12 protein-coding genes are annotated in these 12,239 nt (G+C 71.8%); 5 read left to right on the top strand and 7 right to left on the bottom strand.

From position 1 onward, the window contains the following. Nucleotides 1-2 precede the first annotated feature (2 nt). The 4 genes from dnaJ to hemW all read right to left on the bottom strand — a co-directional run bounded on the left by dnaJ (nucleotide 3) and on the right by hemW (nucleotide 4,618). Nucleotides 3-1,139 (bottom strand): molecular chaperone DnaJ, encoded by a 1,137-nt coding sequence (gene dnaJ / locus H613_RS0111905; protein WP_026923968.1) that lies wholly within the window; start codon nucleotides 1,137-1,139, stop codon nucleotides 3-5. A gap of 17 nt (nucleotides 1,140-1,156) precedes the next feature. After that, nucleotides 1,157-2,173, bottom strand: a complete 1,017-nt coding sequence (gene hrcA / locus H613_RS0111900; RefSeq protein WP_026923967.1) for a heat-inducible transcriptional repressor HrcA — start codon at nucleotides 2,171-2,173, stop codon at nucleotides 1,157-1,159. An 89-nt stretch (nucleotides 2,174-2,262) separates the two neighbouring features. Then, a complete protein-coding gene (locus tag H613_RS26145; RefSeq protein WP_051393281.1) occupies nucleotides 2,263-3,399 on the bottom strand; it encodes a CapA family protein in 1,137 nt (378 codons plus the stop codon). Between the two features lie 43 nt (nucleotides 3,400-3,442). Next, nucleotides 3,443-4,618 carry a radical SAM family heme chaperone HemW gene (gene hemW / locus H613_RS26140; protein ID WP_051393280.1) on the bottom strand — a complete coding sequence of 392 codons (1,176 nt, stop codon included), beginning with the start codon at nucleotides 4,616-4,618 and terminating at the stop codon, nucleotides 3,443-3,445. 18 nt (nucleotides 4,619-4,636) lie between these two features. Here hemW and H613_RS0111885 point away from each other — a divergent pair, with 18 nt between their 5' ends. From H613_RS0111885 to H613_RS0111875, 3 genes are all read left to right on the top strand, one after another. Continuing rightward, the gene (locus H613_RS0111885) at nucleotides 4,637-5,404 is read left to right on the top strand and encodes an enoyl-CoA hydratase-related protein (protein WP_026923966.1); all 768 of its coding nucleotides are present in this window, start codon (nucleotides 4,637-4,639) and stop codon (nucleotides 5,402-5,404) included. 27 nt (nucleotides 5,405-5,431) lie between these two features. Further along, nucleotides 5,432-6,280, top strand: coding sequence for a hypothetical protein (locus H613_RS26135; protein WP_156925981.1), 849 nt, complete (start codon nucleotides 5,432-5,434; stop codon nucleotides 6,278-6,280). A gap of 115 nt (nucleotides 6,281-6,395) precedes the next feature. Further along, complete coding sequence (locus tag H613_RS0111875; RefSeq protein WP_026923965.1) at nucleotides 6,396-7,616, top strand: hypothetical protein; 1,221 nt, start codon at nucleotides 6,396-6,398, stop codon at nucleotides 7,614-7,616. Here H613_RS0111875 and H613_RS0111870 read toward each other — a convergent pair. The 3 genes from H613_RS0111870 to H613_RS31405 are packed head-to-tail and all read right to left on the bottom strand — an operon-like array spanning nucleotide 7,579 to nucleotide 9,421. After that, nucleotides 7,579-8,787, bottom strand: a complete 1,209-nt coding sequence (locus H613_RS0111870) for a hypothetical protein (protein WP_026923964.1) — start codon at nucleotides 8,785-8,787, stop codon at nucleotides 7,579-7,581. The two genes, H613_RS0111875 and H613_RS0111870, sit on opposite strands and share 38 nt — an antisense overlap. After that, nucleotides 8,784-9,155, bottom strand: a complete 372-nt coding sequence (locus H613_RS31410; protein WP_026923963.1) for a YbaB/EbfC family nucleoid-associated protein — start codon at nucleotides 9,153-9,155, stop codon at nucleotides 8,784-8,786. The genes H613_RS0111870 and H613_RS31410 overlap by 4 nt, the downstream gene beginning before the upstream one ends. After that, the gene (locus tag H613_RS31405; RefSeq protein ID WP_026923962.1) at nucleotides 9,152-9,421 is read right to left on the bottom strand and encodes a YbaB/EbfC family nucleoid-associated protein; all 270 of its coding nucleotides are present in this window, start codon (nucleotides 9,419-9,421) and stop codon (nucleotides 9,152-9,154) included. The genes H613_RS31410 and H613_RS31405 overlap by 4 nt, the downstream gene beginning before the upstream one ends. 321 nt (nucleotides 9,422-9,742) lie before the next feature. Here H613_RS31405 and H613_RS26130 point away from each other — a divergent pair, with 321 nt between their 5' ends. Both H613_RS26130 and H613_RS26125 read left to right on the top strand, forming a co-directional pair. After that, entirely contained in the window at nucleotides 9,743-11,401 is a 1,659-nt protein-coding gene (locus H613_RS26130) for an alkaline phosphatase D family protein (protein WP_051393278.1), read from the top strand. A gap of 176 nt (nucleotides 11,402-11,577) precedes the next feature. After that, entirely contained in the window at nucleotides 11,578-12,216 is a 639-nt protein-coding gene (locus H613_RS26125) for a hypothetical protein (RefSeq protein WP_035737839.1), read from the top strand. The last annotated feature ends 23 nt before the right edge of the window (nucleotides 12,217-12,239 follow it).

Genomic DNA, 12,239 nt, shown 5'->3' with positions numbered 1-12,239 from the left:
GCCTAGGCGTGTCCGTTGAAAGCATCACGCATCCGGCTGAAGAAGCCCGAGCCGCTCTTGATCTCCCGGATCTCCTCGTCGCGGAGGGTGGCGAGCTTCTTGAGCAGCTCCTCCTGCTCGGCGTCGAGCTTGGTGGGGGTGCGCACGTCGAGCTCGACGAACAGGTCGCCCCGCAGGCCGCCGCCGCGCAGCTTCGGGACGCCCTGGCCGCGCACCTTCTTCACCGTGCCCGGCTGGGTGCCCGAGGGAACCTCGACCTCGACCTTGGCGTCGAGGGTGTGGACATTGAGCTTGGTGCCCAGCGCGGCCTGCGTCATCGGCACGCGGACGCGGCAGCGCAGGTCCGAGCCCTCGCGGGTGAACACCTCGTGGGGCTTCTCGTGGACCTCGACGTACAGGTCGCCGGCGGGCCCGCCGCCGGGGCCGACCTCGCCTTCGCCGGAGAGGCGGATCCGCATCCCGTCCTCGACGCCCGCGGGCACCTTGACGGTGATGCGCCGCCGCGAGCGCACGCGGCCCTCGCCGCCGCACTTGCGGCACGGGTCGGTGATGATGGTGCCGTAGCCCGAGCAGGCCGAGCAGGGTCGGGCGGTGCGGACCTGGCCGAGGATCGTGCGCTGCACGACTTGGACCTCGCCGGAGCCGCCGCAGGTGGTGCACGTCTGGGGTTCGGCGTCGCCCTCGGTGCAGGAGCCCTCGCATTCGTCGCACACGATCGCGGTGTCGACGGTCAGCGTGGATTCGGTGCCGAAGGCGACCTCTTCGAGATCGAGATCGAGGCGCAGCAGCGCGTCGCTGCCCGGGCGGGTGCGCGAGCGGGGGCCGCGGCGGCCGAAGCCGCCCATGGAGCCGCCGAAGAAGGCGTCCATGATGTCCTCGAAGCCCATGAACGGGCCCGCGCCGGGTCCCCCGGCGGACATGCGGTCGTACGGGTCGCCGCCGGCGTCGACGACGGCGCGCTTCTGGGGGTCCATGAGGACCTCGAACGCGGCGTTGATCTCCTGGAGCCGCTCCTGGGCGTCCGGTTCGTCGCTGACGTCGGGGTGGTACTTGCGCGCCAGTTTCCGGTACGCCTTCTTCAGCTCGTCCTCGGAGGCGTTCTTCTCGACACCGAGGATGCCGTAGTAGTCCTTAGCCACGTGCGCTCTCATAGTCCCTAGCGGTTCTGTTCCAAAATCTCTGAGACGTAGCGGGCCACGGCCCGCACGGCCGCGATGGTGCCCGGGTAGTCCATGCGGGTGGGTCCGAGCACGCCCATGTGCCCGACCACGGCGCCGGGCCCGTACCCGGCGGTGACGACGGCGGTCTCGCGGAAGTCGTCGATGCCGTTCTCGTCGCCGATGCGGACGGTCAGCATCGGGCCGGAGTCGGCCCGGCCGAGCAGCTGCATGAGGACCACTTCCTCTTCCAGCGCTTCGAGGATGGACCGCAGCGATCCGGCGAAGTAGGCCGTGTGGCGGGTCAGGTTGGCCGCTCCGGCGACGGCGACGCGCTCGTCGGTGCGGGAGACGACGGTCTCGAGCAGGACCCGCGCCAGGGCCGAGGCGGAGGCGCGCAGTTCGGGCCGGGCCAGTTCGGCGAGGTCGGCGATGATGCGGGGCGCGTCGGCGAGCGGTTTGCCCTGGAGCTGCTCGTTGATGAGCCGGCGCAGTTCGAGGACGTCGTCCTCGGCGAGCTCGGCGGGCAGTTCGAGCTGGCGCTGCTCGACGCGGCCGGTGTCGGTGATCATGACGAGCATGACGCGGGCGGGGGCGAGGGCGACGAGTTCGAGGTGGCGCACCGCGGAGCGGTTCAGGCTCGGGTACTGGACGACGGCGACCTGGTGGGTCAGCTGGGACAGCAGCCTGACGGTGCGGGTGACGACGTCGTCGAGGTCGATCGCCTCGGCGAGGAAGCGGTGGACGGCCCGGCGTTCGGCGGCCGACAGCGGCTTGATCTTGCCGAGCCGGTCGACGAACAGCCGGTAGCCCTTGTCGGTGGGGATGCGTCCGGCCGAGGTGTGCGGCTGGTGGATGTAGCCGGCCTCTTCGAGGAAGGCCATGTCGTTGCGGATGGTCGCGGCGGAGACGCCGAGGGCGTGGCGCTGGGCCACGGCCTTCGAGCCGACCGGCTCCTGGGTGGAGACGTAGTCCTCGACGATGGCGCGCAGCACTTCGAGCTTGCGATCGTCCATCGCTGCCACGTCCCTTCGTTCTCCGTCGCGCCTTCACCGACCGGACTCAAGTCTGGCACTCCCGGTCTCGGAGTGCCAGTCTACGTGGCCTATGCAGCGGGCAGGACGAGCGCGCCGTCGTCGCCGAGGGTCACCGCGCTCTCGCCGAAGTCCCCGGCGAGGTCGTTGATGGTGCCGATCGCCTCGCCGTCGGGGTCGAGCAGCGGATAGCCGTTGCCGTCCATCCGGGTGGGGATGAGCGTGCCGCCCTTCAGGACGCCTTCCTCGGTGATGGTCACCTTGAGGATTCCGGCGATGCCGAGCGGCCCGTCGATGCTGAACAGGTTCTGGCCGCCGCCGAAGTTGCCCAGCGAGTAGGCGATGAGCTTGCCGTTGTAGAGCTCCATGCCGCGCAGCACGTGGGGGCCGTGGCCGACGACGAGGTCGGCCCCGGCGTCGACGCAGGTGTGGCAGAACGCACGGGTGTCGCCGCGGTCCTCGCCGTAGTACGTCTCGGTGCCCTCGGGGGTGTGCATCTGGTCCGAGCCCTCGGCGCCGAGGTGGGCGGTGGCGACGACGAGGTCGGCCTGCGACTTGGCCTCGGCGACGAGCGATGCGACCGCGTCGAGGTCGCGCACGTCGGTGTAGAAGGAGTAGGCCGCGAAGCCGACGACGCCGACGGTCAGGCCGTCGAGTTCGACGTAGGCGACCTCGCCCTTGACGCCCGCGACCTCCATGCCGGCGGCGCGGATCGCCTCCTGGGTCTCGGCGGCGCCGTCGGGGCCGGCGTCCCAGCCGTGGTTGTTGGCCTGGTTGAGCACGTCGAATCCGGCGTCGGCGAAGACCTGTGCGTACTCACCGGGCAGCCGGAAGTAGTAGGCGTCGCAGCCGCCGCACTTGTCGAATTCGAGGGTGGACAGGGCGCCCTCCATGTTGGCGATCACGACGTCGCCGGTGAGCTCGTCGGCGACGCCGTCGAAGAAACTCGCGCCCTCGTCGGAGGGCATGTTGTTCGGGTAGGAGCCGGGCATGGTGTCGCCGACGTGGGTGATGGTGATCGAGCGGGGCGGTTCGGGGGAGGGCGAGGAGGAGGGTGACTCCTCGGCCGCGCCGGCGCCGCCGTCGTCGACCGGGGGCGGCGGCTCCTCTTCGGAGCAGGCGGCCGCGGTGACGGCGAGGCCTGCGACCGCTCCGGCGAGGACGCCTCGGCGGGGCAGGATGCTGCGGGACGGGCTTGGACGGTGCATGTTGTGCGGGCTCCGGCTGTCGGGGGCTGTCGGTAGGTTGCCGCTAGGCTGTGAGTTCCCTCACGACCGCGTCGGCGAGCAGGCGGCCAGGCAAGGTGAGGAGCAGGCGGTCGCCTTCGATGACGGCGAGGCCGTCGTCGACGGCCTGCTGGGCGGCCGCCGCGCCATCGGTACGCAGCCACGATACCGGCAATCCGCGACGCAGTCGCGTTCGGAGCAGAATCCGCTCGAGATATTCCTCGTCATCCGTGAGCGTTTCGCATCCGGCGAGCGGGATGTCCTGTGCTAGGGCGGTCGCGTACGTGGAGGGGTGTTTGTGGTTCCACCAGCGCACGCCCGGCAGGTGCGAGTGGGCGCCGGGCCCGGCGCCCCACCAGTGGCCGCCCTCCCAGTACAGGAGGTTGTGGCGGCAGCGCGCCTCGGGGGTCTTGGCCCAGTTGGAGACCTCGTACCAGTCGAATCCGGCCTCGGAGAGGGCCGCCTCGGCGGCGAGGTAGCGGTCGGCGGCCGCGTCGTCGGAGGGCTGGGGCACCTGCCCGGAGCGGATGCGGCGGGCCAGCTGCGTGCCGTCCTCGACGATGAGTGCGTAGGCCGAGACGTGGTCGACGCCGGAGTCGACGGCGGCGGCCAGGCTCGCGGCGAAGTCGGCCTCGGTCTCGCCGGGGGTGCCGTAGATGAGGTCGAGGCTGACGTGCTCGAATCCCGCCCGGTGGGCGTGCTCGACGGCGGCGAGGGCCTTGGCCGGGGAGTGCTCGCGGTCGAGGACCTTGAGGACGTGGGGCGCGGTCGACTGCATGCCGACCGACAGGCGGGTGAAGCCTCCGTCGTGGAGTTCGGCGAGGTAGTCGGCGTCGATGGACTCGGGGTTGGCCTCGGTGGTCACCTCGGCGCCGGGGGCCAGCCCGAAGGCGGCGTCGATCTCGGCGAGGATCGCGGCGAGGTCGGCGGCGGGCAGGAGCGTGGGCGTCCCGCCGCCGAAGAACACGGTGTCCACGCGCGGCGGGGTGTCGAACACGGCGGCGGCGGCGCGGATCTCGGCGCGCACGATCCCCGCGTACGTCCCTCGCGAGACGCCGGCGCCCAGTTCAGAAGCCGTATACGTGTTGAAGTCGCAGTAGCCGCACCGCGAGACGCAGAACGGGACGTGGACGTAGAACCCGAAGCCCTCTCGGGCGGTCTCGGGCGATTTCGCGGCGGCGGCTATGGCTTCGGTGGACACGCCGACTACGGTACTGGCGTGAACGGCAACGATGCTCTCATCAAGTACCTGGCCGCTGGGAAGGTGGCGTCGATGACCCTCGACGCGCCCGAGCGGCGCAACGCCCTGTCGACGCGGATGATCGCGCGGCTGCGGGAGGCGGTGGCCGCGGCGGCGGCCGACGAGGCGGTCCGCGTGATCGTCCTCGACCACGCCGGGCCGGTGTTCTGCGCCGGAGCCGACCTGCGGGAGTCGGCGGCCGCGACCGGCCCGGACGACCTCCCGGCCGCGCACCTGGCCGAGCTGCTCGCCGACCTGTGCGAGGTCCCCAAGCCGGTGGTCGCGGTCGCCAGGGGCGCCGCGAAGGGCGGCGGGATGGGGCTGCTGGCCGCGGCCGACCTCGTCGTCTGCGACGGCTCGGCGAAGCTGGCGTTCAGCGAGGTCCGCCTCGGCGTCGTCCCGGCCGTCATCGGCCCGGTCGTGGCGCGCAGGCTCAGCCCCGCCCTGATGCGGCGGCTGTTCCTGACCGGCGAGTCCTTCACGGCCGTGCAGGCCTCGCACTGGGGCCTGGTCAGCGCCGCCACGGCCGCCGATGCGGTCGACCTGCACCGGGACGAGGCGGTCGAGCACCTGCTGGCGGGCGGCCCGGGGGCCCAAGCCGGTATCAAGGCCCTCACCGCCACCGCGGACCTGCGCGAGCGGCTGCGCGCGGCCGCCGCCCTGACGGCCGAGTACTTCTTCTCGGACGAAGGACGCGAAGGTGTCCGTTCGTTCATTGAGAAGCGCACCCCCTCCTGGGTAGATTAGGTGGCCCCCGAGCGAACCGGAGGTCCGTTGCGCCCCCTTTCCGCCGCGCTCGCCCTCGTGCTCGCGGTCGGCCTCACCGCCGGCTGCTCCGACGCCGTCGACGAGCTGCTCACCCCGAAGCCGACCGGCTGCCTCATCGGCCACGCCGAGGAGCCGCTGCACCTGTCCTCCGAGCAGACCTTCCACGCCGCCACCATCGCCGCCGTCGGGCTGCGGGACGGGATGAACGAGCGGGCCGTCGCGGTCGCCATCGCCACGTCCTTCCAGGAGTCGAAGCTGTCCAACGTCGACTACGGCGACCACGACTCGCTCGGGCTGTTCCAGCAGCGGCCCAGCGTCGGCTGGGGCACCGAGGAGGAGATCCTCGATCCGGTCTACGCCTCGTTCAAGTTCTACGAGAAGCTGCGCCGCATCGACGACTGGGAGGACATGGCAATCGGCGACGCCGCGCAGGCCGTCCAGGTGAGCGCCTACCCGGACCTGTACGCGCAGTGGGAGGACGACGCGCTCGTCGTCGCCGCGGCGTTCGCCGGCGGCGAGGAGGCGGGCGTGTCGTGCGTCGCGGGGGGCTCCGGCGGGGACTCGACCGACGCGGCCGCGCTCGCCGAGGCGTACGCCTACCAGTGGGGCGCCGAGGCGGCCGCCGTGGAGGGCCAGACCGTCACCCTCGCCGCCGATGACGCGGTCACGGGCTGGAACCGGGCCTCGTGGGCCGTGGCGAAGTCGCACGAGTTCGCCGTCGCCTCGGTCGAGTACGCGGGGATGCACTGGGAGCCGGGCGAGGACGGCTGGACGGCGCCCGATGGCGAGGTCGCCGAGGCGGCCGCCGCAGACGAGTCCGCTGTGGTCATCACGCTGGGGGTCGCGGGCGAATAGCCGCCGCCCGGCGCGGGAGCGGTGGTGTTCGCGTCCCTCCGAGCGGGGCTCGCCGACGGTCGGCATGCGATCGTTACCATGTGCCGGTCCGGACCAATGACTTGGAGCACGCGCCATGAGCGACCAATGGCAGAGCCACGGCTCAGACATCAACGCCTACCAGAACCCGGAGACCCCGGATTCCCAGACGAACGCCCTGAACGCCCTCGGCACCATGCCCGTCTTCGGGGGCATGCTCAAGGGCATGGCCGACAACCTCACGGGCATAGGCGAGGGCGACGGCATGGACATCGCCGGCGGTGTCATCGGGGCCGTGGCCAGCGTGGGCGACTTCGGCCTCAAGGTCGCCGACATGCAGGGCAAGCTGATCGACTCCAGCGGCTCGCCTCTGTCGTGGCTGGGGGCGAACTTCATCATCGACGTGCTGCTGACGTACATCGAGCCGCTGGACGACCTCCTCAAGCAGGTCTCCGGCGACGCCGAGGCGATGCAGAAGCAGATCGAGGAGTGGGAGAAGGTCAAGGTCGCGCTCGGCGAGCTCTCCGGGGAGATCGCGACCAAGTCCGCCGAGGCGCTGAAGTCCTGGTCGGGCCAGGCGGCGCAGGCGGCGGCCCAGAGCGTCGCGGCGCTGACGGCGACCGTCGACGGCCTCTCGGGGCGCTCGGACACCATCCAGCGCACGCTCGCGTGGGCGCAGGCCATGGCCAACCTGATCTACGAGGTCATCAAGGGCATCCTCGCGGGGGTCCTCGAAGAACTCCTCATCGCCGGGGCGGCGGCGCTCGCCGCGACGGGTCCCTCCTTCGGCGCCTCCTGGTCGGCGTTCCTCCTCTGGGCGGTCAAGGCCATCCTCAAGGCCATCGTGAAGGCGCTCAAGAAGATCTTCACCACCAGGACGGGATTCGACATCCTCACCGGCGCGCTCTTGGGCGGCGCGGTCAGCGCGACCGCGGGCGGGGCGAAGACGCTCTTCTCCGAGGCGTTCGACAGCTCCGGCAACGCGGGCCAGGTGCAGGCGAGCATCGACGTGGGCCTGGCCGCGGACCTCAACGAGTTCACGACCCAGAAGGCGAACTTCGACACCCAGTCCTCCCACGCCTCGGACATCAAGACCGTCATCGACAACACCGCCGCCGCCGAGATGACGTGGGGCATCTGCGGGCTGTTCTTCGAGGGCAGCTACTCGGATGCGACCTCGACATTCGGCAGCGACGTCGAGTTCGTGTCCATCACATTGAAGGACCACGGCGACAAGATGGCGGAGGTGGAGCAGGCCTACCACGACACCGATCGGACGATCAGCGACGACCTCCACGCGGTGTGGAACGACCAGTAGCGAGGTCGACCGAGGGCGTCTCGGCGGTCAGGGCCGCCTCGGGGCCCGGGCCGCTCCAGGTCCGCTCCATCCGGACGGCCACCGTGACTTCGACGAGGCCGCCCGGTTCGGCCTCCACATCCCGCGCGGCCTGGGCGCCGCCGATCGAAGCGCCGAGGCGGTGCCGCCCGGGCGGCACCTCGACCGTCCAGGTCCCCCAGCCCGGCGTCAGCGGCCGCTCGCCGATCGTCAGGCGCGGCGGCGGGGTGAAGCATTCGACCTGCGGCAGCAGCGACGCCCCGCCCACCAGCGGGGCCTCGGGGAGGGGGTCGGTCCACTGCCGCAGCTCCTGGCGCAGGACGATCAACGCGCGGGAGGGATCCTGCGGACTCGCGTCGGGTCCACGCTGACCGTGCCGGACCGGCCCGTCCTCGTGCGCCGCGAATTCGACGGGCGGCGTGCTCAGGCGGGCAGCGTTGCGCGCCTCGGCCGCCTCGGCTCGGCCTCTCCGCCGCCTGCCGACGAGCAGCGCCACCGCCGCGCCGACGGCGAGCGCCGGAAGGACGATGAGCGCCGCGGTCAGCGCCGCCGAATCGGGTGGGCCGAGCACGGCCGTGGCCGCTCCGGCGAGAACGGCGGCGGCCACCGCCGCCGGCACGGCCCCTCGCCAGGGGCCGCCGTCCAGGCCGCTCGGCCAGCCCTCGGGCAGGAGCCCGACCGGGCCGAGGCGGCCGTGCATGGACACGTCGGCGGTCTCGGGCGCGGCCTTCCACGAGAAGTAGGGCGCGACGTAGTCCAGTGCGGCGCCCCTGCCGCCGTCGACGGCGAGCGCGGTGCAGCAGTCGTCCTCGGAGTCCTGGGTCTGCACGGTGACGACGTGCGGGCCAGGTTCGAGCGGCATCGCGAGCGTGCCGTATCCGGCCGCGACGGGCCTGCCGTCGACGGCGAACACCGGCACGGCGGAGTCACGGCGGCCCTTCCAGTCCCGCGCCTGGTCGAGCGCGGTGATCCTGCCGTAGGCGAGCGAGCGGATCCGCAGCCGCCCGGCCTGGGCCGGGACCGCCTCGTTCATCTCCTCGCGGTCCGATCCTGCGGCCGCGCGGTCGTCGAGGGCCTCCATGCGCTTGGCCTTGGGCGGGCGCGGCCAGCGGAACCACGGGTTGTCCGCGGCGGTCTGCCCGACCGCGGTCACCGGTGCTCGCCGCCCGGGCCGCCGGGCGGGGCGTCGACGTTCAGCCCGGGGAGGGCCCGGCGGGCCGCCTCCTGCGCCAGCTCCGCGTACTGGAGCCGGGCCCGCTCCAGGGTGTCCAGGACGATCTGCGGGAGGGTGCCCCGCAGGCGGACCGCCCTGGGCTCCAAGGCGACCCGGTCGAGCCTGCCATCGGTGTCGAGCGCGACGGTGACCATGCCGTCGTCGCTGGTGACCGAGACGGGCGTGGCCAGGACCTCGTCCTCGGCCGCCTCCAGCGTCGCGAGCCGGTCCTCCGTGCGCTCCAGGAGCCGTTCGAGGTCCGCGAACACCGCTTCGGGCGTGCGGCCGCCGAGTCGATCGTCGCTCACCGGTCTCCCTCCCTCATCGTGTCGACGGCGATCCGGCGGACCTCGGCGTCGGCCTTGGCGGCCCCGTCCTTCATGGTGTCGGTGATGAGCTCGGCCAGCTCCTCGGCCGAGAGCCGGTAGGCCTGGTCCGCGATCGCCAGCTCCTCGACGGATCCGCCGGGCCCGGCGGTGAGCCGCACCAGTCCACCCGGGTCCGATACCGGGACCCGTACGGACTGGACCGCCCGCTGCACTTCCTCGACACGCCTTCCGATGTCCTGGAACACTGCTCCTCCGTGCGCTCGATATCGGGCAAGACAGCACAATGCTGTCATGGCTTCGCCTTCCGGGCCACGGGCGGTCGGCGGAGGGAGCGGAACGCGAACGCGGTTCACCGAACCGCCGCAAACGATGCCATTGCGGGTATCGCCCTGAATATTCCGAGTAAGCGGTCCGTCGCCTTTCGATCCGGTTACAGTCGCCGTAGTCGACTTGTCAGTATTCGACCTCGGTTCACCGGGGCGCTATCCGCGCGTCTCGGCCGGTGCAACTGCGCTTGCTGGGCTGAGGAGGTCCATCCGATCGCTCACCGCAAGCGAGGTCTCTCCATGCACGTCTCACGCCGCATCCTGCTCGCCTCCTCGGCGGCGGCCGCCGCCACGGCCGTCCCCGCGGCCGCCTGGGCCGACGACCACCGCCACGCCACCATCAAGCGCGACCCGTTCACCCTCGGCGTCGCCTCCGGCGACCCCGCCCCCGACGGCGTGGTCCTGTGGACCCGCCTGGCCACCGATCCGCTCGCCGAGGACGGCATGGGCGGCATGCCCGACGCCTCCTTCGACGTCAAGTGGGAGGTGGCCTCCGACGAGCGCTTCCGGCGCCGCGTCGCCTCCGGGCACGAGCGGGCCCGCCCCGAGTGGGGCCACAGCGTCCACGTCGAACTGACCGGTCTGGAACCCGACACCGAGTACTACTACCGATTCAGGACCGGCCGGTGGCTCTCCGCGGCCGCGCGGACCCGCACCGCCCCGGCCCCCGGCACGATGCCCGAGCAGCTGCGCATGGCGTTCGCCTCCTGCTCGCAGTACGAGCACGGCTACTTCACCGCCTACCGGCACATGGCCGAGTCCTCCCCCGACCTCATCCTCCACCTCGGCGACTACCAGTACGAGTACAAGAAGGACAAGTACGTCTCCCCCGACGGGAACGTCCGCGACCACGAGGGCCCCGAGACGGTGACCCTCGCGAACTACCGCCAGCGCCACGCCCAGTACAAGGCCGACGCCGACCTCCAGGCCGCGCACGCCGTCGCGCCGTGGCTGGTGGTCTGGGACGACCACGAGACCGAGAACAACTGGGCCGACGAGGTCCCCGAGTCCGGCTCCGACACCCCGGAGGCGGAGGACTTCCTGGCGAGGCGGGCGGCGGCCTTCCAGGCGTACTGGGAGAACATGCCGCTGCGCCGCTCCTCGGTGCCCGAGGGCTACGACATGCAGCTGTACCGGCGCGTCGAGTGGGGGACCCTCGCCCGCTTCCACATGCTCGACACCCGCCAGTACCGCGACGACCAGGCGTGCGGCGACGGCTGGAACGACGACTGCGCCGAAGCGTGGGACGAGAGGCGCTCGATCACCGGCGACGCGCAGGAGGACTGGCTCATCGACGGCTTCCGCTCCTCCCAGGCCCGCTGGGACGTCATCGGCCAGCAGGTGTTCTTCGCGCAGCGCGACGCCGACGCCGGGCCGGTCCTGCGCACCAGCATGGACGGCTGGGACGGCTACACCGCCTCCAGGGACCGGATCGTCCGGGGCTGGCGCGAGGCGGGAGTGCGCAACCCGGTGGTGCTCACCGGCGACGTGCACACCCACTGGGCTTCGGAGCTGCTGGCCGACTTCGACGACCCGGACTCCGAGCGGGTGGGCGTGGAGCTGGTGACCACGTCGATCACCTCCGGCGGCAACGGCGCCGACTCGGTGCCCGAGGACAACGAGGCCCTCCAGATCAATCCGCACATCAAGTTCCGCAACGCCCAGCGCGGGTGGGTGCAGACCACGATCACGCCCGACCAGATCGATGTGGACTTCCAAGTCGTCCCGGTCGTGACCGAGCAGGACGCCCCGGCGCACACCCGCCGGTCGTACACCGTCGCCGACCGCGACCGCACCCTGCACCAGACCTACGACCGCCCGGTGGAGTCGTCGATGTCGACCGGGTCGACCGGTCCGTTCGCCGAATCCGACGAGAACGCCGACGACGCCGTCCGCTGACCGTCCCGCCCGGGCCGTGCCGCGCGGTGCGGCCCGGGCGGCGATTTCATCTCGGTACCGGAGCGGATTGCCGCATTAGGCCAGGGTATGCGGCAATTCGCCGGTCCGCGCGGTGAGCGCGAAGAGGCTAGAGTGGGTCCGAAGAACGATGCCCGCCCACCCCCGGAGAGAACGATATGACGTATCCACCCCAGCCCGGCCAGCCCGCGAACGGCCCCGGCCCGCAGCAACCGTCCGGACAGGACCCGCTGATCGAGTTCGGCGTCAAGCCGAACCCCGCCCGCCCGGTGAAGGTCAACTGGCTGACCCAGGCCCTGTGGGGCTACCTGGCCGCATCGGTGCTGATGCTGGTGTTCGCGATCATCGCCGTGGCCACGGCGCCGTGGTGGATCGCCACCGGCTTCATCGTGGTCTCCGGCGTCGTGGGACTGGTCTTCCACGCGCTGTCCGGTGTGATCGCCTACTTCATCGCCAAGGAGAAGCTGGGCGTCTTCGGCGCCGCCGACCCGCGCACGATCCTGCTGATCGGCTTCGGCATCCTCGGCTTCTTCAGCCTGTTCGGCTTCTTCGGCGGCTGGGGCCTGGGCTGGTACGCCGCCATCGGCGCACTGCTGGGCCTGGCCAGGCTCGCGGCCGTCGGTGCGATGTTCGCGCTGGTGTTCCAGCCCGAGGTGCACCAGTGGCTGCTGTCGAAGCCGGGGAACTTCCCGCGCCGCCCGCCCGTGCCGCCGGGCCAGCAGGGCTACCCGCAGCAGCAGCCGCCTCCCGGCCAGGGCTACCAGCAGCCCCCGGCGGGCCCCGGGCAGCAGCCGTAACACCACATTGATCACGCGCGCCG

The sequence above is a fragment of the Glycomyces arizonensis DSM 44726 genome, from assembly GCF_000482705.1.
Taxonomy (GTDB): Bacteria; Actinomycetota; Actinomycetes; order Mycobacteriales; family Micromonosporaceae; genus Glycomyces; species Glycomyces arizonensis.
Note: the sequence above shows the minus strand (reverse complement) of the source record. Positions and strands in the feature narration are given on the sequence as shown.